Genomic DNA, 20,656 nt, shown 5'->3' with positions numbered 1-20,656 from the left:
CTGCACTCATTGGCCGCGCAGCTTCCGGGTGAAGGCGCTGGAGCGCGTGTTCTCGCCAAGGAAGATGCCCATGAACCGCGAGGTGATCTGCGGGTGCGCGAGCGTGCAGGTCTGCTGCCCGTTGCGGAAGAAGGCGATCCGATCCGGCCCCTGGGTCACCGCCAGGTAGCGGTCGCCCTTGCTCACGGCATCAAAGCACGTTTCCAGCTTGCCGCGGACGGGCAGTGCGCCGCCTGTGCGCTCCAGCTCCCGCATGGTGCCCTCGACGAGATCGTATTGCGTGAGGTTGCGCATGTAGCGCAGCTCCAGCCCGAAGGGCGCGTTCCAGTCCAGCGGCGCCCCGCCCGGCGTAAAGAGCCGCGCCTCGTAGAGCGGCAGCCCGAAATACCGGTAAACGGCCGAGCCGCGCTCGCGCGCGCCGGCAAAGGCCGCCTCGGCCACCGGCACATGAGCAAGTTGCGATGCGGCCAGAAGAAGGGCGAGGAGGAGCGGCCTAGGCATGGGCAAGCTCCACCTGGACGACATTGGTATGGCCGACCGCGAAGGAGGCCGCGCAGATCTCGAGGTAGTACTGCCAGGTGCGGAAGAACCCGTCTCCATGGCCCAGCTCGTCCACCCGGCGTTTCTGCTGAACCAGCCGCTCGGCCCAGATCCGGCAGGTCCGCGCGTAGTCCTGCCCGAAGACGAAGTTGCCCTGCACCGCGAGGCCGGCCGCGCGCGCCTGGTCCGCGATCACCCGATCCGAGAGCAGCATCCCGCCGGGGAACACGTACTGGCGGATGAAATCCGAGGAGGCCCGGTAGGTCTCGAAGAAACTGTCCGGCACGGTGATCGCCTGGATAAGCGCCTTTCCGCCCTCGGCGAGGTTGCGCTTGATGACGCCGAAATAGCTGGGCCAGTAGCGTTCCCCGACCGCCTCGATCATCTCGATGGAGACGATGTTGTCATAGCGACCGGAGATGTCGCGGTAGTCGCAAAGCTGGATGTCGGCGCGCCCGTCGAGACGGGCCTCTGCATAGCTGTGCTGGTTGCGCGAGATGGTGACACCGGAGACGCGGCGCCCGTCCTCGGCCGCCTGCTCGGCGAACCCACCCCAGCCGCAGCCGATCTCGAGGATCTGTTCGCCGTCGGTCAGCCGCGACAGGGCGCGCGCGTTCTTGCGGATCTGCCCCTGCGCCAGGTCGTCCGACGCGCCGTCGAACAGCGCCGAGGAGTATGTCATCCCCTCGTCGAGCCAGAGCTGGTAGAACTCGTTGCCGACGTCGTAATGGGCGCGGATGTTCTTGCGCGCCCCGCGGCGGGAATTGGCGCGCAATACGCTGTCCACCAGCCGGAATTTCAGCCGGTTCACGCCGCTCGCGTGATCGAAGGCGCCGAACTCCTCGCGGTTGCGCATCGCGAGGGTCACCAGCCCCTCGACCGATGGCGTGTCCCACAGGCCCTGGACATAGGCCTCGCCCAGCCCGACCTGCCCGTGCGCGGCCAGAGCGGTGATGGCCGCCCAGTCGCGGATCACCATTTCGGCTTCCGGCCCGGTGTCGCCGAAGCGATGCACGTCGCCCTCGGGGGTGCGCAGCGTCAGCTGGCCCTCACGCAGGCGCTCGCAGGCCGAGAGCAGTTCGGTCTTCATGGCTTTGCCGGTCAGTGTCATGGCGGGGTCCTTCCATCTGCGTCGTCTGGGTTATGGCGCGCACGACGCGAAGCGCGCTGGCGATGCCGTCCTCGTGAAAGCCGTGGCGGTTGTAGGCGCCGGCAAACCAGGTCCGGTTCTGACCCTGGATCGCCCTGAGGCCGCGCTGCGCGCGCAGCGCCGCCCCGTCAAAGACCGGGTGGGCGAAGTCCTTGACGTCGTAAACCAGGTGCTCGGGGATCTCGGAGGTGGGGTTGAGCGTGACGAAGAGCGGGTCGCCCTCGTCGATCGCCTGCAGGCGGTTCATCCAGTAGGTCACGCCGATCGCGCCGTCCTGCGAGCGATAGGCCCAGCTCGACCAGCAGGCGCGCCGCCTCGGCATCTGGCCGGGGTCGCAATGCAGCACGGCGCGGTTGGACTGGTAGCGGATCGCGCCGAGGTTCTCGCGCTCCTGCGCCGTTGCGCCATTCCCGAGGATCGCGAGCGCCTGGTCGGAATGACAGGCAAGGATCACCTCGTCGAAGGTATCCTCGTGCCCGCCCGCGGTGCGAAGCGTGGCGCCCGATGCGCTGCGGGTCAGGCCCACGGCCGGCGCATTGAGACGTATCGTGACGCCCCGCGCCAGCAACGCGGCCTCGAGCCGGCGCAGGTATTCCACGCTCCCGCCCTTCACGGTCCACCATTGGTGCTTGCCGCTTCCAGCCAGCAGGGCGTGGTTGCGGAAGAACCGGACCAGCGACCGCGCGGGGAAGCGGTCCACCTCCTCCACCGGGGTCGACCAGATCGCGCCGCACATCGGCATGAGGTAGTAGTTGCGGAACCAGGCGCCGAGGCCGAGCGCGTCGACCAGCTCGCCAATGGTGCGGCTGTCGTCCTCCGCCGCCGCTTCGGCGTTTTTCCCAAATCGCAGGATGTCCGCGACCATGCCGTGAAACTGCGGACGCAGCAGGTTGCGCCGCTGTGCGGCCAGCGCGCCGAGGCTGCCCAGACCATATTCGATCCGGCCGTTGTCGATGCTGGCGCCAAAGGTCATGTCGCTGCGGGTCACCGGCACGTCCAGGTCGCGAAAGAGCCGGGTCAGGTGCGGATAGGTTGCGTAGTTGAACACGATAAATCCCGTGTCTACCGGCTGATCGCCATTGCGCCCGGCCACCACCGTTCGCGCGTGCCCGCCAAGGCGCCCCGCGGCCTCGAACACCGTCACGTCATGGGTCTCGCCGAGGTAGTAGGCGGCGGAGAGGCCGGAAATGCCCGCGCCGACGACGGCGATCCGCTTTCTTCCGGTTTCCGGCTTGCAATCGAACATGGGTGCCCTCGCATCATCTTTTGGAGGGGTTACGTTCCGCCGGCCTGTCTGGATCAGGAAAAGCCGCGCCCAAGCCGCTGGCATTTTCTGGTTTTGATATTCGTTACAATCCGGTGCGGCCCGGTCAGTCGCGGCGGAACGTGGAGCGCCAGAGGTCGATGAAGGCCGCTCGCTTCTGCCGGTCGAGCCCCACGAGGAGCACCGGCGACAACGGGATCTCCCGCACTGCCGCGCCGGTGGCCAGCGGTACGTCGACGCCGCCTTCTTCCGCATTGCCCACATCGACGAAGAGATGCTTCTCCGCCAGGAGCCGCCTGCCCTCTGCGGAAAGGATGAAGTCCAGAAGTTGCGCCGCGCCCGCCGGGTTGCCCGCATCCTTCGGGATCAGGGCCGCGCGGCGCAGGATCAGGGTGTAGTCGGAGGGCGCCACGACGACCAGGTTGTCGGCGGTCTCCGCCCGGTTCAGCGCATAGGAGCCAAGCACGTTATAGGCGATCAGGTAGCGGCCGTCCGCGACGCCGTCGATGATCTCGGCCGAGCAGCAGGTCGCGACCGCGCCCGCCCTGGCGAAGGCCTCGATCATGCTGCCGAAGGTGGTAGCCTGCTGGCTGTCCAGGAAGGCGAAGAGATACCCGAGCCCGGAGGCCTGAATGTCATAGGTCGCGACCCGCCCGGCAAATCGGCTCTCCGTGGGGCGCAGCAGGTCGATGATGTCGAAGCGCGACATGGGGGCTTCGTCGAAGGTCACGAAATCGGAATTGTAGACGATGACGGCGGGCTCGACCGTGATGCCGAAGACCTCGTTACGCCAGTTCGCCACGGGTCCGGTTCCCGGCTCGTCGGCCACGGGCCAGTGCGGCTGGGCGCAGCCGTCGTTGACCAGCTTCACCTGCTGGTCCACCGCCGAGCTGATCACCAGGTCGGCCGCGTTCGCGCCGGTCCGGCAGGCCCGGGCCGCGTCGGCATAGAGGGGGTTGGAGTTCCACTGCTCATAGCGAACCAGGCTTTGCGGCGCGCTGGCGGCAAAGGCCCGCAGGAGCGGCTCCAGCAGTTCGATGTCGGTTGTGCTCCGAACCACGATCTCGTCCCGCACCGCTTCCGAGCCATAGATCTTCACCGCCTCGGGCTCGGCGCTCGCGGCGGCAGCAGTCGCGGCCCAGAGCGCGATCGGCCTGACCCATTTCCCGATCCCGGTCATGCGCCCCCCTGAAATTCCATGCGGACCTCGAATCCGCCGCCGTCCGGGCGGGCGAACAGCAAGCGCCCCCGGTGCGCCCGGGCAACCGATGCCACGATGGCCAGCCCAAGCCCCGCGCTTTCCGGCGAGACGCCGGAGCTGCGAGAATATCGTTTCGCGGCCCCTGCCCAGTCCGCCTCCGGGATGCCGTCTCCCAGGTCGCGCACCGCGATGAAGGGGCGCCCTCCCTCCATACCGACGCGCAGGGTGATCGGCGGCTCGCCATGGCGCAGGGCGTTGGCGACGAGGTTCTTGCAGGCCTCGACCAGCGAGAGCATGTCGCCCTGGCAGGGCACGGCATCCTCGGGAAGATCGAGCTCCAGGTGGGAGGCATCGGCGAGCTGATCGTGGTCGAACTCCTCCGCCACCTGCACCGCCACCTGGCGCAGGTCGAGCGCGGCGAGATCGAAGGCGTCGGCGCGGTGGATGATCAGCGCATGGGTCAGGAGCTGGTCGGTCAGGCGGCTGAGGTTGACCGACCGGGTGGAGATCCGCTCCGCGATCCGCCGCAGCGCGGCCGGGTCGGTCTCCTCGGCGGCCAGATCGGCCTGCGCCCGCAGGGCCGCGATGGGGGTGCGGATCTGGTGCGAGGCGTCCGCGATGAACCCCTGCATCACGTCGATCTGGCGGCGCAGCCGCAGAATGAAGCGGTCGAGCGCGGCGACGAGGCTTTCGACCTCGCGCGGCACGTCGAGATCGAGCGGGTTGAGGTCCTTCGCCGACCGGCCCTGGATCTGGCGTTCGATCTTGCGCAGCGGCGCGAAGGCGGCGCGCACGGCAAGGGCGGCCAGCACTGACAGCAAAATTCCGAAGCTGCCGGCCGCGATCATGGCGTTGCGGGTGATCTCGGCCGCCATCTTCTGCCGGGCACGCAGCGTCTGACCCACCAGAACCACCGCGGAACCGCCATAGTCGCGCTCGGCAAAAGGGCGGACGACCTGGGCGATCCGGAACGGCTCGCCTTCGATCTCCCGGGTTTCGAAGGTCGTGTCTCCCTCGCTCGGCACCACGTCCGGATAGCCGGTCACGAACCCCCGGTCACTGTCGAAAACGCCGTAGACGATCCGGTCCTCCGGCGCGAGCGACAGCAGCTCGAAGGCGGAGACCGGCAGGTCGGTGACGAGGATCCCGTTGCTCGGCGTCACCGAGCGCGAGATCTGCCGGGCCGCGCCGATCAGGAGCTGGTCGAAAGACGCTTGCGCCGCCCTCTGGCCATAGGCGAAGGCGGCATAGGAGACCGCGCCGCCGCCGATCGCGAAGACAGCCGCAATGGACAGCACGAGCCGCGTGGTCAGGGAGTAGCGGCGACGCGGCATCCCGCCCTAGCCTGCCGCCACGAGCTGGTAGCCGAGGCCCCGCAGGGTCTTGATCGCCGTGCCGCTGCCATCGAGCTTCTTGCGCAGCCGGCCGATCTGGATCTCGACCGCGTTCAGGCTGGAGGGTTCGTCGCCAAAGGCGAACATCCGGTCGTAGATCTTGTCCTTCGGCACCACCCTGCCCCGGTTGTTCATCAGGATCTCCAGCAGCGATATCTCGCGCCGGGTCAGCGTCACCGGCTCGCCGCCAATCCGTGCCACGCCGCCGGCGGTGTCGAGTGTCAGGTTCTCGAATTCCAGCACGCCCGTCAGCTCGCCCATGCCGCGCCGGTGCAGCGCCCGGACGCGGGCTTCCAGCTCGCGAAGATCGAAGGGTTTCCCGAGGTAGTCGTCGGCGCCGCTGTCTAGCGCGGAGACCCGGTCGTCGACTTGCGTCCGCGCGGTCAACATCAGCACCGGGGTCGGCACCTGCCTGGCGCGCAGCGACTTGAGTACCTCCGTCCCCTCGCCATCCGGAAGCCCGATGTCGAGGATCGCCACGTCGTACTCCTGCACGGATATGAAGTCATAGGCGCTTCTCAGGGTGGCGACGTGATCCACCACGTCGCCGCGTTGCCGGAATCGCTCGATGATGGCTTCGGCCACGTCCGGCGCGTCCTCGAGAAGCAGCACGCGCATCCCCTGTTCCTCCCCGTCTTCCGGCGAAGTTCCCTTCACCAAAACACCTTTTTTTGCTACTCTAGCCGCTACCGGAGACGCGTGACAACTCTGCGCCAGATCACCGGCAACCAAACAAGACAGTTTCACGACAGATTGGTCCGCTAGAGGGGTGGACCAGCGCGCGAGCCCGTCCGGGCTGCGTGCGGAGGACATTCATAGGAGGAGACACAATGCGGTTTCAACACTCGCTGCGTTTCGCGCTGGCCGGCGCGGTCGTCGCAACCGGCATGGCCCTGGCGCCGGCCTCGGCTTTCGAGCCCGAGCAGCCCGAATGCATCGCCCCGGCCAACCCGGGCGGCGGCTGGGACTTCACCTGCCGGCAGGTCGGCAAGACCATGCAGGACCTGGGCCTGATCGGCTCGACCATGCAGGTCGTCAACCTCGCCGGCGGCGGCGGCGGCGTGGCCTTTGCCGAGGTCGTGAACAAGCGCGGCGACGACAATGACCTGATCGTCGCGGCCTCCACGGCGACCGCAACGCGCCTGGCCACCGGCGCCTACCCCGGCAACACGATGGACCAGGTCCGCTGGCTTGCCACCATCGGCGCCGACTACGGCGTGATCGCCGTGGCCGCCGATTCCGAGATCGAGACGCTCCCCGCGCTGCTCGACCAGATCAAGGCAGACCCGGCCTCGATCGCGGTCGCCGGCGGCTCCGCCGTGGGCGGCTGGGACCATCTCAAGGTGCTGATCGCGGCCAAGGCCGGCGGCATCGACGACTTCCGCTCCGTGAAATACATCGCCTTCGATGGCGGCGGCGAGGCCGTGACCCAGCTTCTGGCGGGGTCGGTGCAGGCCTTCTCGGGCGACATCTCGGAGGCCAAGGGCTTCGTGGATTCCGGCGACATCAAGGTGATCGCCGTGCTCGCGCCGGAGCGTCTGTCGGGCGACTTCTCCAAGTTCCCGACCGCGACCGAGCAGGGCATCGAGGCGCTTGGCGCCAACTGGCGCGGCTTCTATGCGCCCAAGGGCATGTCGGACGAGGCCTACGACCACTGGGTCGGCCAGATCAAGGCACTCTACGACTCGCCGGAATGGAAAGAGGTCATGGCAGCGAACGGCCTCGAGCCGCTCGATCTGCAGGGCGCCGACTTCGAAGCCTTCGTGGCCGAGTCCGTGGCGACCATCAAGGACCTGACCGCGGCGATCACGCAGTAAGCGATCCCGCAACCTCCGGGGCGGCACCCGCTGCCCCGGACCTTTGCCAGACCCGGCAGACGCCGGCCACGGCCCGGACCGGACACGCCGCCACGCGCCGGCGCATCCCGGCCACAGCACCCGTTCATACGCTCAGCTGGGAGGACCACCATGAGTGACCGAATTCTTGGCGGGACAGGCATCGTCCTGTCCCTGTTCTTCATCTGGCAGGCGACGCTCATCGAGATCAGCCCGTTCTCGGACGTCGTCGGCCCCAGTGCCTTCCCGATCATCATCGGCGTCGTGCTCGGCCTGAGCTCGCTCTACTTCCTGGTCAAGCCCGACGTCGGCCCGGAATGGCCCGCACCCGCCCGGCTTTTCGAGATCGTCATGGCGGTGGCCGTCATGGTGCTCTACGCCGAGCTTCTGCCGGTCCTGGGCTTCATCATCGCGACCGCGCTGGCCTCGTCCTACCTCACCTGGAGGCTGGGCACCCGGCCGCTGCAATCCGTTCTCGTGGGCGTCCTGACCTCCGGCGGCATCTACCTGGTGTTCCGGGTGATCCTCGGGCTCTCGCTCGCCCGCGGTCCGTTCGGTTTCTGACAGGAGAAGAATTCAATGGAAGTCCTGGCATCCCTCGGGGACGGCTTCTCCGTCGCCTTCACCCTCCAAAACCTGATGCTCGCGGCGCTCGGCTGCTTTCTCGGGACCATCATGGGCGCCCTGCCCGGCCTCGGGCCGTCGAACGGCGTGGCGATCCTGATCCCGCTCGCCTTCACCCTCGGCCTGCCGCCCACCGCGGCGCTGATCCTGCTGACCAGCGTCTACTACGGCGCCATGTACGGCGGACGGATCTCCTCGATCCTGCTCAACATTCCCGGCGACGAGCCGGCGCTGATGACCTGCCTCGACGGCTACCCGATGGCCCAGAAGGGCCGCGCCGGCGAGGCGCTGGCGCTCTCTGGCGTGGCCTCCTTCGTGGGCGCCTTCCTGGCGACCTGGGGGCTCGTCTTCATCGCGCCGCAGCTCGTCAAGGTCGCGCTGCTGTTCGGTCCGGCGGAATACTTCGCCCTGTTCACGCTGGCCTTTGCCACCCTCGGCGGTATCTCCTCGACCAACCAGGCCAAGGCCGCCTTCGCCGCGGCTCTTGGCCTCGGCATCGCGATGATCGGCGTCGACGGCCAAACCGGCGTGCCGCGCTTCACCTTCGGCGAGGTGCATCTCTATGACGGCATCGACTTCCTCGTCGCGCTGGTCGGCCTCTTCGCCCTGTCCGAGGTGCTGATCTTCCTCGAGCATCGCCACGGAGAGAGCGAGGCCTCGGCCAAGAAGGTCGAGATCGGGCGGATCACCCCGTCGCTCTCGATGCTGAAATACTGCACGCCGACCATGCTGCGGACCTCCGTGCTGGGCTTCGTGGCCGGTGTGCTGCCGGGTGCGGGGGCCTCGCTGGGCTCCTTCATCTCCTACTCGATGGAAAAGCGCCTGGTCGACCGCGAGGGCACTTTCGGCACCGGCGACCCGCGCGGCGTGGCTGCGCCGGAGGCGGGCAACAACGCGGCGGCCGGCGGTGCGCTGGTGCCGATGCTGGCGCTCGGCGTGCCCGGTTCGGGCACAACGGCGGTGCTGCTGGCGGTGCTTCTGGCGCTCAACATCACGCCCGGCCCGTTGCTTTTCACCCAGAACCCGGACGTCGTCTGGGGCCTTATCGCCGCCCTCTTCATCGGCAACTTCATGCTGCTGGCAATGAACATCCCGATGGTCGGCATGTTCACCCGCGTGCTGCTGGTCCCGCCGCGGATCCTGATGCCCGTCGTCGCGATGGTCTCCTTCGTCGGCATCTACGGCATTTCGGGCTCCAGCTTCGACCTGCTGGTGATGGTGCTCTTCGGCGTGCTCGGCTGGCTGCTGCGCAAGCTCGACGTGCCGCTGGTGCCGATCATCCTCGGCATCCTGCTGGGCAACGCGATGGAGGCGAACCTGCGCCGCGCGATCTCGATCTCCGACGGTGACTGGTCGGTGCTGGTCGGCTCGCCGCTGGCGATCGGCCTCTGGGTCATCGCTTTCGTCGGGTTCATCCTGCCGATCATCTTCGGCGCAGCGCTCAAGCGACGCATGAAGCTGGCCGCCAGCAAGGAAGACGAGGGCGAACTGGTCGACTGACCCTCACCTTCGGGAACCACGACACACCGGCGCGCCGAACCATGGCGCGCCGGTTTCCGTTTCAGCGGGACGCAAGCTCCTCGGAGATCGCGGCCTCCACGATCCCCAAGGCCCGGTCGAGGTCGTCCTCCGCAATGGTCAGGGGCGGCGAGAGGGTCAGCACCGAACCCTGGCTTATCTTGAAGCTCAGCCCCGCTGCCATGCACCGGTAGTAGATTCGCTCCGCCGCCGCGTTCCCCGGCGCCTTGCTCGCCCGGTCCTCGACGATCTCGACCCCGAACATCAGGCCCCTGCCCCGCACGTCTCCGACGATCGGGCAAGTCTCGGCGAAGGCCGCCAGCCGATCCATGGCCCCCGCACCCAGCCGGGCCGAGCGCTCCACCAGCCCCTCCTCCTCGATCACCGCGATCGTCGCCAGCGCCGCGGCCGCGGTTACCGGGTTCTTCTCGTGGGTGTAGTGGCCGATCGCGAAGTCGCCGCAGATATCGAGATCGCGCCGGGCGATGCAGGCGGCGATGGGCAGGATGCCCCCGCCGAGCGCCTTTCCGAGGGTCACGATGTCGGGCACGATTCCATCATGCTCGAAGGCGAAGAACGCGCCGGTCTTGCCCAGACCGGTCGGAATCTCGTCCATGATGAGCAATGCGCCATGCCGGTCGCAGGCCTCCCGCACCGCTTGCCAGAAGCCCGCAGGCGGCACGTATGGCACGGCGCGCATCGGCTCGGCGATGACGGCCGCGATGTCGCCCTCCCGCCCGAGCACGAAGTCGATCATGCCGGCGCAGGCGAGATTGCAGCTCTCCGGCCCCGCATGGCCATAGGGGCAGCGATAGCAGGCGAAGGGCGCGACATGCTCGGCCCCGGGGAGCAACGGACCGGCGATATGGCTCCGGAACGTCGCCTCGCCCCCGACCGAGGACGCCCCGAAGCCCGCGCCGTGAAAGGCATCCCAGAACGACAGCGTCTTGAACCGGCCGGTCGCGGCGCGCGCAATCCGGAGCGCAACCTCGTTGGCGTCGGACCCGCCGGTTGTGAACAGCACCTTTGACAGATCGCCTGGCGCCAGCGCGCCGAGTTTCTCGGCGAGGTCGACCGCGGTTTCGTTGGTGAAGCGCCGGGGCGAGAAGGGCAGCACGTCCATCTGGTCCTTGATCGCCTGCACGACCCTCGGATGGCCCCAGCCGACGTGGTGCACCGAATTACCGTGGAAATCCATGTAGCGGCGCCCGTCGAGATCCTCGATCCAGATCCCCTCCGCCCGGCGGATCGTGCCGACACAAGGGGTCGACAGGCTCTGGTGCAGAAAGGCGTCGGAATCGCGCTGCAGGAGCGCGCCGCTCATCGCGCCGGTATGTGCCACCTCCCAGCGCCGCCGCGCCTCGGAGGTGTTGGACTCGCCTTCGGTATGGATCGTGGTCATCTGGAACTCCGCCCGGTCAGACCCGACCTGATAGCCGCGTTCTGTGACAGTTTGCCGAATCCGGTGCCGGGCGCTAGCGTTCGGCCATCGCGAAACCGGCCGGAACGACGGGGGCCCAATGCCGAAGCGGCTTTCTCTCAGCCAGCTCAGAGCCGTCGACCGGCTCGGCAATTTCTCCCTTGCCGCGCGCGACATCGGCGTCTCCCAGCCGTCGGTCTCGACCCGCGTCCAGGCGCTGGAGAGCCAATATGGCGTGCGGCTGTTTCACCGGAACGGTCACGAGGTGGAAGCCACGCCGTTGCTGAAGGAGATCCTGCCCTCGATCCGCTCCGTGCTCGCGGTCACCGAGGATATCGAGACGCTGCTCGACGACCAGCACGCGCTGAACGTCGGCCAGCTTGCCATCGGCTATTCGACCTACCAGATCGCGGTGCCCTACATCTCCCGCTACATGAAGACCTACCCGGACATCCGGGTGGAGGCACGGGCGATGGCCAGCCACGACCTGCTGCCCGAGCTGGAATCCGGCCAGCTTGACGTCTGCTTCATCACCGCGCGAGAGATCCCGTCGCACCTCGTCGGTCACGAGATCTGCGAGGCGCGGATCGTGCTCGCGGTGCCGCGCGATCATCCCTATTCCGGGCGTGCCTCCATCACCTGGGACGAGGCCGTCGCCTATCCGCTGGTGCAGCGCGAGAAAAGCTCCGGAACGCGGCGCATCTTCGAAGCCTCGGCGCGGCTCGCCCGCGTGGAGCCCAACACGATTCTCGGCGTCGGATCCTGGGGCTCGATCGTTACCATGGTGAAACTCGGGCTCGGACTGGGCGTCGCGATGGATGTGGAGATCCTCCCCAGCGACGAGCTCGTCGGCGTCGAGATCGCCGGCAGCGGGCTGCGCGCAAGGCAATACGCGGTCTGCCTGCCACAGATGCAATCCGTCCGCGCGGTCAGCCGCTTTCTGGACCTGATCCCCGGCCGTCCATGACACTTTGGTGACGTCGGCCACTTGATAACCAAAAGCTATAGAACGGATAGCTTTACAAAATTGTCGCATAGACGAGTTAGCCGGATCCTCGCAATGCCACCAGCGAGGGATGCTGAGACATGTCCATCAAATCCGCTTACCTTTCGGGCGCCGCGCTGATCGCGCTGAGCCTGCCCGCCTTTGCCGACTGCCCGGCCATCACCGTCGCCGACATGGGCGGTCTGAGCCCGGACTACCCGCAACAGTTCGAGCTCGCCCAGTTCGAGGAACAGGCTGCCTGCGATCTCGGCTTTTCCGAGAACCCCGCCGCTGGCGAGATGAACGCCCGCATTCTCGGCAACCCGGAGTTGCCGCCGCTGGCCGAGCGCCTGCCCGCCGAGCCGCTGGTCGTGGTGCCCTACGAGCAGGTCGGCGCCTATGGCGGTGTCCTGACCGGGCTGTCGCGCGGCACCGAATCCGGCACCTCGGACCTCCTGTCGATCCGCCACGTCAACCTCGTGCGCTATTCCGACGACCTGCAGACCATCGTTCCCAACGTCGCCAAGTCATGGGAATGGAACGACGACTTCACCGAGCTGACCTTCTCCCTGCGGGCCGGCCACAAGTGGTCGGACGGCGCGCCCTTCACCGCCGATGACGTGGTGTTCTGGTACAACGACGTGCTGATGAACCCGGCTGTCATCGAAAAGGCTCCGGGCCGCTGGGTGTTCAATGGTGAACCCGCCACGGTCGAGGCGCTGGACGAAACGACGGTCAAGTTCACCTTCCCGATCGCGCAGCCCAACCTGCTGAACCGCTGGGCCATCGACTACGGCCAGACGTTCCTGCCCAAGCATTTCCTCGGCCGGTTCCTCGACAAGTACAATCCCGACGCCGCCGCCCTGCGCGAACAGCACGGCTTCGCCAACGAGAGCGAGGCGGTGAACTTCTACTACGGCAGCTCGGACTGGATGGACGTTCCCTCGCCGCTGATGAAGGACGCCGACAAGGCGGCCGCGATCGGCACTGGCGTCAAGCCGACGCTCGAGTCGCACATCGTCATCGACGAGAATACCGAGGGCCGCCGGCTGGTCGCCAACCCCTACTTCTTCATGGTGGACACCGCCGGCAACCAGCTTCCCTACATCAACGAGATCCGCGAGGAATACGTGCCCGAGAGCGAGGTCGTGAACCTCCGGATCATGAACGGCGAAGTCACCTGGAAGCAGCAGGCGATGCAGCTCAACGACTTCCCGCTGCTCAAGGAGAACGAGGCCAAGGGGGACTACACCGTCGTTCTCGCCCCGACGCTGGGCCAGACGCCGTTCTACAGCTTCAACCGGACCCACAAGGACCCGGTGCTGGCAGAGATCTTCTCGGACGTCCGTTTCAGCCAGGCGATGTCGCTCGGCATGGACCGCAACGAGATCAACGAGATCGTCTTCCTCGGCCAGGGCCGCCCGATGCAGACCGCCGCGACCGAGTACAAGACGGTGCCGTTCCTTGAAGCCGAAGAGCTGATGGAGTTCACCCAGTTCGACCCAGAGCGCGCCAATGCCCTGCTCGACGAGATGGGCCTCGCCCGCGGCAGCGACGGCGTGCGGATGCGACCCGACGGCAAGCCGCTGGCGATCCGCATCGTCTTCGCCAGCCAGGGCACCGCGTCGCAGCTCCAGGAACTGGTGAGCGGCTACTGGTCCGACCTCGGCATCCAGGTCGACATCCGCGAGGTCACATCGGACGAGTACCGCGCGGCGGCCAATGCCAACGAGGTCGATGTGATGACCTGGAAGAACGATGGCGTCTCCGGCCCGAACATCAGCCAGGACGTCACCGACGCGCTGTTCCCGGGTGATCCGTTCAACCCCAAGGGCCATGCCGACTGGGCGACCTGGATCGAGACCGACGGCGCCCAGGGCACCGAGCCGCCGGCAGACATCCAGCGCCTCTTCGCGGCCGCGACCGAGTTCACCCAGCACCCGCTGGGCTCCGACGAGAGCAACGCGCTTGGCGCCGAGATCATGAAGATCCACCTCGACAACATGATCAAGATCGGCGTCGTCGCCGATATCCCGGAGCCGATCGTCTACAGCAACGCGCTGAAGAACGTGCCGGAGTTCACCGCCAAGGCCTACGACTACTACTGGACCTACCCCTACCGCCCCCAGCAGTGGTGGCTGGAACAGTAACCGGCGGCACATCCGCAAACGATCCCGGGCGCCCTTCGCGGCGCCCGGACCTCTCCACAACACCCGCCTCGTCGCAAGGGGACTGAGCCATGCTGCGGTTCACCGCCGAACGTCTCGTCGGAATGATCGTCACGATGCTGCTGGTGTCGCTGATGGTCTTCATCATCATGGAGCTTCCGCCCGGCGACTACGCAGACCGCTACGCCTTCCGGAAGTACTCCGGCACCGGCGTCTCGGTCACGGCCTCCGACATCGAGGCGATCCGGGTCGAGCTCGGGCTCGATAAGCCCATGATGCTGCGGTATCTCGACTGGATCGGCGGGATCGTCCTGCGGGGCGATTTCGGGCAGGCCTTCGCCTTCGAGACCTCGGTCGTGAAGGTAATCGGCGACAAGGTCTGGCTTACGCTCGCGATCCTGCTCTCGACCCTGCTCGTCACCTATCTTGTCTCGATCCCCATCGGCATCCTCGCCGCCGTCCGTCGCGGCTCCGCCGCCGACTACGGCCTCACCGTGATTTCCTATCTCGGGCTGGCGCTGCCGAACTTCCTGCTGGCGCTGATCCTGCTCTACTTCGCCAACAAGTGGTTCGGCGCGGATATCGGCGGGCTCTTCTCGGCGGAATATGCCGATGCGCCGTGGTCCCTAGGAAAGGCCTGGGACCTGGTGAAGCACCTCTGGCTACCCGCGCTGGTGCTCGCCTGGTCGGCCGTCGCCTACCAGATCCAGACCGTCCGGGCGACCATGTCGGACGAGATCAACAAGCTTTCCGTCACAGCCGCCCGCGCACGCGGCGTGCCGGAGACGCGCCTGCTGCTCAAGTATCCCGCCCGGCTCGCGATCAACCCGGTCGTCTCCACCATCGGCTTCGACGTGAACCGGATCTTTTCCGAACTGCCGATCGTCGCGGTGGTGCTGGGGCTGACCGAACTCGGTGAACTGCTGCTGCAAGCCTATCTTGACCTCGACATGTACGTTGCCGGCGCGATCCTGCTGCTGCTGACCGCGGTCGTCGTCTTCATGAACTTCGTCTCCGACATCCTGCTCGCGTGGCTCGACCCGCGGATCAAACTGGGGGCCTGACAATGACCGACATCACCCCCGGCGCACTGTCGCCCGAAGAGGAACGGGACCGCCAGCAGCGGCTGAAATACTACTCGGCCTCGCAATGGACGCTGATCTGGTGGCGGTTCCGCCGCCACCGCGCCGCGATGATTGCGGCCATGGTGCTCGGGCTTATGGCGTTGCTCGGCATCTTCGCGGAATTCGTCGCGCCCTACGGCGTGACCACGCGCGATGCGAACTACCTCGCCGGTGCGCCGCAGATGCCGAAGTTCTGCGACGAGAACGGCTGTTCGCTGCGCCCGTTCGTCCACGGTGTGAAGACGGAACGCGACCCGGTGACCCTGCGCGCGAAACAGGTGCCGGATCCCGGCACCCGCGTGCACGTGACCTTTCTCGCGAGGGGCGAGCCGGTGAAGGTGCTGGGCTTCATCCCGACGGACCGGCACCTTTTCGGCCTCGAAGATCCGGACGCGCGGCTCCACATCTGGGGCACCGACGAGCTCGGCCGCGATGTCTTTTCGCGGACGCTCTACGCCACGCGGGTATCGCTTTCGATCGGCGTGATCGGGGTGATGATCTCCTTCGTGATGGCGCTCGTGATCGGCGGCGTGGCCGGCTATGCCGGCGGCCTGGTCGACAACGTCATCCAGCGGGTGACCGAGGTCATCCGGGTGGTTCCGATTATCCCGCTCTACATGGGCCTCGCCGCCGCCATGCCGAAGGAATGGTCGACCACCCAGGTCTATTTCGCGATGACCATCATCCTCGGCCTCTTCGGCTGGCCAACGCTGGCGCGCCGCATCCGCTCGCAGCTCCTGTCGATCCGGGGCGAGGATTACGTGATCGCCGCGCGGCTCGCAGGCGCCCGCCCGCGCCGGATCATCGCCCAGCACATGCTGCCGTCCTTCACCAGCTTCATCATCGTCGATCTGGTGATCTCCTTCCCCTACATGATTCTCTCCGAGACCGCGCTGTCCTTCGTCGGCCTCGGGCTGAGGCCGCCCACGGTTTCCTGGGGCGTGCTGCTGCAACAGGCGCAATCGGTGCGTGTGATCGAGCAGACGCCCTGGCTCTTCATCCCGGCGGCCTTCGTGGTGGTCGCGGTGCTCGCCTTCACGGTCATCGGCGACGGGCTGCGGGATGCGGCCGACCCCTATTCGGAGACGCGGTGATGCCCGACCAGAGACCCGGCCCCAGCCCATACGGCGCCGCATTGCGGTTGCTGATGGAGCCCGCACCGAACACGGCCGTCACGGCGGTGGCCAAGCCCCCCACAGCGACCGCACCCGCGCGAGCGACGCGCCCCGACACCCGGCGCGCGCCGGCCGAGACCATGCTGAAGGTCGAGAACCTTTCGATCTCCTTCCGCACCGACGAGGGCCTCATCACCCCGGTGCAAGGCGTGGGTTTCGAGGTCCAGGCGGGCCGGACGCTCGGGCTGGTGGGCGAGTCCGGTTCCGGCAAGTCGGTCACGACCAAGGCTCTGATGAAGCTGCTGCCCGGCAACGCGGCGATCGCGCCCGAGACCAGGATGCACTACACGACCAAGGCCGGCGCAGAGGTGCGGATCGATACCCTCAAGCCCGGTTCGCGGGCCGCCCGGCAATTGCGCGGCGGCGAGATCGGCATGATCTTCCAGGAGCCTATGGCCTCCTTCTCGCCGGTCTACACCATCGGCAACCAGATGATGGAGGCCATCCGCCTGCACAAGGCCGTGGGCAGGAAGGACGCGCGCGCGATCGCCATCGAGATGCTCGACAGGGTCGGCATCTCCAATCCCTCGGGCCGGATCGACCAGTACCCGCACGACCTCTCGGGCGGCATGCGACAGCGCGCCATGATCGCGCTGGCGCTCTCCGCCGGCCCGCGCCTGCTGATCGCCGACGAACCCACCACGGCGCTCGACGTGACCATCCAGGCGCAGGTTCTGGAACTGATGCGCGAATTGCAGCGCGACCTCGGAATGGGGATGATCTTCATCACCCACGACCTCGGCGTGATCGCCCAGATCGCCGACGAGATCGCGGTGATGTACCTTGGCACAATCGTCGAGCGCGGCCCGACCCGCGAGGTGATCCGCGACCCGAAGCACCCCTATACCCAGGGCCTGCTCCGGGCGATCCCCTCGCTCGACCACCTTCAGGACCGCCTTACCCCGGTGCCCGGCGACATCCCCAGCCCAACGGAGCGGCCAAAGGGCTGCCCGTTCCACACCCGCTGCGCCCAGGCGCTGGTGGGAACCTGCGACCGCAAGCCCCCAGAGGAGGTTTTTCCCTCCCGCGGGCACGGCGTGCGCTGCTGGCTGCATGACGGCAACGGAAGGAGCGTGGCATGAGCGACGTCGCCAACGACCTGCTGATCGAAGTGAAGAACCTCGAGGTCCGGTTCCCCATCCGTTTGAAGAAGCTGTTCCGCACCGAACTGCAGGAGCTCCGCGCCGTCGATGGCGTGAGCTTCGACATCCGCCGCGGCGAAACCGTCGGGCTGGTGGGCGAAAGCGGGTCCGGAAAGACGACGGTGGGCCGCGCGATCCTGCGCGCCATCGACCCGACGGCCGGCGAGGTGACCTTTCACTGCTGCGACCGCGACGTGGACCTTGCCGAGCTGGAGGGCGAGAGCCTGCGCGAGTTCCGCAAGAACATGAACATGGTTTTCTCCGAAGGCTCCCACAGCCTCGCCACCATGACCTCGGACATGCTGCGCGCCTTCCGCCCGCGGATGAACCTGGTGTTCCAGGACCCCTATTCCTCGCTGAACCCGCGGATGACGGTGCGCGACATTATCGCCGAGCCGCTCATCGCCTCCGGCATGATGAAAAGCCGCGCGAAGATCGACGAGCGGGTGCGCGAGATAGCGGCGCGCTGCAAGCTCAACCTCGAGCACCTGCGCCGCTTCCCCCATGCCTTCTCGGGCGGCCAGCGGCAGCGGATCTGCATCGCGCGGGCGCTCGTGACGCGCCCGGATTTCGTGGTCTGCGACGAGAGCGTCTCGGCCCTCGACGTCTCGATCCAGGCCGAGATCGTGAACCTACTGAAGGACCTGCAGGACGAGATGGGCGTGGCCTTCCTGTTCATCGCCCACGACCTGTCTGTCGTGGCGCAGATGAGCCACCGGGTGGCGGTGATGTACGTGGGCAAGTTCGTCGAATACGCACCGACGGCATCGCTCTTCTTCCACCCGCGCCACCCCTATACCCACGCCCTGCTGTCGGCGGTGCCGCATGCCGACCCGGACGCTGCGTTCGATCCGATCCGGCTGGTCGGCGAGATTCCGAACCCGCTCGACGTGCCGAGCGGATGCCGGTTCCACACACGCTGCCCATTCGCGGTCGAAGCCTGCCGGCGAGAGACACCCGAATGGCGCGAGATCGCGGCGGATCACTTCGTCTCCTGCCACCGGGCGGATGAGCTGGATTTCTCGCGCCCGGCCGGGACCGCGAGCCGTGCGGAGACGCCCGTCAAGGCGCAAGGTTGATTGGCAGGGAGGCCAGGATGAACAAACGTGTCGAACCGCCCCGACTGGGCGAGCCCTACCTGCTGACGCCGGGCCCGCTCACAACCTCCTTCAAGGTCAAGCAGGCCATGCTGCGAGACTGGGGAAGCTGGGACGCCGATTTCCGACAGATGACCGCGGAGCTGCGCGCGCGGCTCGTCGCGATGCTGGGCGACGGCGGGGAGGCCTATGATTGCGTCCCGCTGCAGGGCTCGGGCACCTTCATCGTCGAGGCAATGCTGGGCAGCCTGGTGCCGCGCAACGGCAAGGTCCTGGTGCTCGCCAACGGCGCCTACGGCAAGCGCGCCGCGCATACGCTGGCCTGCCTCGGTCGGAAATATGTCCTGCTCGACAAGGGCGATTACCTGCCGCCGCGCGGGGTGGAGGTCGCCGAGGCGCTGGCCGCCGACGACAAGATCACCCACGTGGTCGCGATCCATTGCGAGACCTCGTCGGGCATCCTCAACCCGCTCGCCGAGATCTCGGAGGCGACCTACGCCTTCGGGCGGAAACTGCTGATCGACTCCATGTCGGCCTTCGGCGCGATCCCGGTCGAGCCCGCGAAGATCCGGTTCGAGGCCCTTGTCTCCTCGGCCAACAAGTGCATCGAGGGCGTGCCGGGCTTCGGCTTTGCGCTGGTCCGCAGGTCAGAGCTGGAGGAGGCCTCCGGCAACAGCCACTCGCTTTCGCTCGATCTGCACGCCCAGTGGCGCCACATGAACGAGACCGGCCAGTGGCGTTTCACCCCGCCGACCCACGTGGTCTCGGCCTTCCTGCAGGCGCTGACCGAACACCGGGAGGAAGGCGGGGTCGCGGCCCGCGGCGCGCGCTACGCGCGCAACCGCGATCTTCTGGTCACGGGGATGCGGGGACTGGGCTTCGAAACCCTGCTGAACGAACGCTGGCTGTCGCCGATCATCGTGACCTTCTTCTCACCCGCCGATCCGGCCTTCTCCTTCGATCGCTTCTACGACCTGATGAAGGCGCGCGGGTTCATCATCTATCCCGGCAAGCTCACCGTGGTCGAAAGCTTCCGGATCGGCTGCATCGGGCAGATGGACGAGGCCGTGATGCACGAGGTGGTGCGCGCAGCCCGCGCCTGCCTCGACGAAATGGGGGTCGGCAGCGCCGCGCCCTCCGACACCGCACTCGAAGAACGCGCACGGCTCGGGGCCGCCTGAGCCGCAGGACAACGTGAGGAAAGCAGAATGACCAAGTTCAAGGCCGCCGTTTTCGACTGGGCGGGCACTACTATCGATTTCGGATCCTTCGCGCCGATGGGCGTCTTCGTGAAGGCCTTTGCCGAGTTCGGGATCGAGGCGACGATCGAGCAGGCCCGCGCCCCGATGGGCGCCCCCAAGTGGGACCATATCCGCGCCATGATGGACATGCCGTCGATCGCCGCGCAGTGGGAACACCGCCACGGCAACCTGCCCGACGATTCCGACGTCGACCGCGTCTACAAGGTCTTCGTGCCGATGAACGAGGAAGTGGTGGCCGACTACGCCACGCTGGTTCCCGGGACGCTGGAGATGGTCAAGGCCCTCCGTGCCCGCGGCATGAAAATCGGTTCCACCACCGGCTACACACGATCCATCATGGAGCGCGTCCTGCCCCGCGCCGCCGAGCAGGGCTACACGCCCGACAACCTCGTCTGTTCGGACGACCTGCCCGAAGGGCGCCCCGGCCCGCTCGGCATGTACAAATGCTTCATCGACCTCGTGGTCTATCCGCCGGAGGCCGTGGTCAAGGTGGACGACACCGAGCCGGGCATCCGCGAAGGCAAGGCGGCCGGCTGCCTCGCCGTCGGCGTGGCGCTCTCGGGAAATGCTGTCGGCCTGACGCCGGAGGAACTTGCCGCCTTGCCGCCCGAACGGGTCGAGGAGCTGCGCCGCGCGGCGACCGAGATGCTGACGGCAGCCGGGGCCGATCACGTGATCGACACCGTGGCCGACCTGCCGGCGCTGCTCGACCAGCTCGAAGCGCAGCCCTGACCGCAGCGGACGGGCGGCGCCCCCG

18 protein-coding genes are annotated in these 20,656 nt (G+C 67.2%); 11 read left to right on the top strand and 7 right to left on the bottom strand.

The window, feature by feature from the left end:
• Positions 1-6 precede the first annotated feature (6 nt).
• The 6 genes from CHB86_RS02885 to CHB86_RS02860 form a co-directional block, all read right to left on the bottom strand.
• Positions 7-501 (bottom strand): hypothetical protein, encoded by a 495-nt coding sequence (locus tag CHB86_RS02885; protein WP_089231093.1) that lies wholly within the window; start codon positions 499-501, stop codon positions 7-9.
• A complete protein-coding gene (locus CHB86_RS02880; RefSeq protein ID WP_089231092.1) occupies positions 494-1,651 on the bottom strand; it encodes an SAM-dependent methyltransferase in 1,158 nt (385 codons plus the stop codon). Before CHB86_RS02880 ends, CHB86_RS02885 begins: the two co-directional genes overlap by 8 nt.
• Positions 1,590-2,936, bottom strand: a complete 1,347-nt coding sequence (locus CHB86_RS02875) for an NAD(P)/FAD-dependent oxidoreductase (protein WP_089231090.1) — start codon at positions 2,934-2,936, stop codon at positions 1,590-1,592. The genes CHB86_RS02880 and CHB86_RS02875 overlap by 62 nt, the downstream gene beginning before the upstream one ends.
• 124 nt (positions 2,937-3,060) lie before the next feature.
• On the bottom strand, positions 3,061-4,134 hold the full coding sequence (locus CHB86_RS02870; protein ID WP_089231088.1) for an ABC transporter substrate-binding protein: 1,074 nt from the start codon (positions 4,132-4,134) through the stop codon (positions 3,061-3,063).
• On the bottom strand, positions 4,131-5,489 hold the full coding sequence (locus CHB86_RS02865; RefSeq protein ID WP_089231087.1) for a sensor histidine kinase: 1,359 nt from the start codon (positions 5,487-5,489) through the stop codon (positions 4,131-4,133). Before CHB86_RS02865 ends, CHB86_RS02870 begins: the two co-directional genes overlap by 4 nt.
• A gap of 6 nt (positions 5,490-5,495) precedes the next feature.
• Entirely contained in the window at positions 5,496-6,167 is a 672-nt protein-coding gene (locus CHB86_RS02860) for a response regulator transcription factor (RefSeq protein WP_089231085.1), read from the bottom strand.
• A gap of 269 nt (positions 6,168-6,436) precedes the next feature.
• Between CHB86_RS02860 and CHB86_RS02855 the strand changes: the two genes are divergently transcribed.
• The 3 genes from CHB86_RS02855 (at position 6,437) to CHB86_RS02845 (ending at position 9,508) form a co-directional block, all read left to right on the top strand.
• Positions 6,437-7,366 (top strand): Bug family tripartite tricarboxylate transporter substrate binding protein, encoded by a 930-nt coding sequence (locus tag CHB86_RS02855; protein WP_245837735.1) that lies wholly within the window; start codon positions 6,437-6,439, stop codon positions 7,364-7,366.
• Positions 7,367-7,516: 150 nt separating this feature from the next.
• Complete coding sequence (locus CHB86_RS02850) at positions 7,517-7,948, top strand: tripartite tricarboxylate transporter TctB family protein (RefSeq protein WP_089231082.1); 432 nt, start codon at positions 7,517-7,519, stop codon at positions 7,946-7,948.
• 15 nt (positions 7,949-7,963) lie between these two features.
• Positions 7,964-9,508 carry a tripartite tricarboxylate transporter permease gene (locus CHB86_RS02845; protein WP_089231081.1) on the top strand — a complete coding sequence of 515 codons (1,545 nt, stop codon included), beginning with the start codon at positions 7,964-7,966 and terminating at the stop codon, positions 9,506-9,508.
• A 61-nt stretch (positions 9,509-9,569) separates the two neighbouring features.
• On the opposite strand, the gene pbfA is transcribed toward CHB86_RS02845, so the two are convergent.
• Complete coding sequence (gene pbfA, locus CHB86_RS02840) at positions 9,570-10,928, bottom strand: (R)-1-hydroxy-2-aminoethylphosphonate ammonia-lyase (RefSeq protein ID WP_089231080.1); 1,359 nt, start codon at positions 10,926-10,928, stop codon at positions 9,570-9,572.
• A 118-nt stretch (positions 10,929-11,046) separates the two neighbouring features.
• Between pbfA and CHB86_RS02835 the strand changes: the two genes are divergently transcribed.
• The 8 genes from CHB86_RS02835 (at position 11,047) to phnX (ending at position 20,631) form a co-directional block, all read left to right on the top strand.
• Positions 11,047-11,913, top strand: a complete 867-nt coding sequence (locus CHB86_RS02835) for a LysR substrate-binding domain-containing protein (protein ID WP_089231078.1) — start codon at positions 11,047-11,049, stop codon at positions 11,911-11,913.
• A 119-nt stretch (positions 11,914-12,032) separates the two neighbouring features.
• Positions 12,033-14,081: an ABC transporter substrate-binding protein gene (locus CHB86_RS02830; protein ID WP_089231077.1), complete on the top strand. Its 2,049-nt coding sequence runs from the start codon at positions 12,033-12,035 to the stop codon at positions 14,079-14,081.
• 89 nt (positions 14,082-14,170) lie between these two features.
• Positions 14,171-15,163 carry an ABC transporter permease gene (locus tag CHB86_RS02825; RefSeq protein WP_217898251.1) on the top strand — a complete coding sequence of 331 codons (993 nt, stop codon included), beginning with the start codon at positions 14,171-14,173 and terminating at the stop codon, positions 15,161-15,163.
• Positions 15,164-15,165: 2 nt separating this feature from the next.
• Complete coding sequence (locus CHB86_RS02820) at positions 15,166-16,317, top strand: ABC transporter permease (RefSeq protein WP_089231075.1); 1,152 nt, start codon at positions 15,166-15,168, stop codon at positions 16,315-16,317.
• Positions 16,317-17,480, top strand: coding sequence for an ABC transporter ATP-binding protein (locus CHB86_RS02815; protein ID WP_245837708.1), 1,164 nt, complete (start codon positions 16,317-16,319; stop codon positions 17,478-17,480). Before CHB86_RS02820 ends, CHB86_RS02815 begins: the two co-directional genes overlap by 1 nt.
• Positions 17,477-18,619, top strand: coding sequence for an ABC transporter ATP-binding protein (locus tag CHB86_RS02810; RefSeq protein ID WP_089231073.1), 1,143 nt, complete (start codon positions 17,477-17,479; stop codon positions 18,617-18,619). The genes CHB86_RS02815 and CHB86_RS02810 overlap by 4 nt, the downstream gene beginning before the upstream one ends.
• Before the next feature lie 17 nt (positions 18,620-18,636).
• Positions 18,637-19,818 carry a 2-aminoethylphosphonate--pyruvate transaminase gene (locus CHB86_RS02805; RefSeq protein WP_089231071.1) on the top strand — a complete coding sequence of 394 codons (1,182 nt, stop codon included), beginning with the start codon at positions 18,637-18,639 and terminating at the stop codon, positions 19,816-19,818.
• 27 nt (positions 19,819-19,845) lie between these two features.
• Positions 19,846-20,631 (top strand): phosphonoacetaldehyde hydrolase, encoded by a 786-nt coding sequence (gene phnX / locus CHB86_RS02800; protein WP_089231070.1) that lies wholly within the window; start codon positions 19,846-19,848, stop codon positions 20,629-20,631.
• Positions 20,632-20,656 lie beyond the last annotated feature (25 nt).

It is taken from the genome of Tropicimonas sediminicola (assembly GCF_900188335.1).
GTDB classification, from domain to species: Bacteria; Pseudomonadota; Alphaproteobacteria; order Rhodobacterales; family Rhodobacteraceae; genus Tropicimonas; species Tropicimonas sediminicola.
The sequence above is the reverse complement of the archived record's forward strand: the minus strand, read 5'-3'. Positions and strand labels throughout refer to the sequence as shown.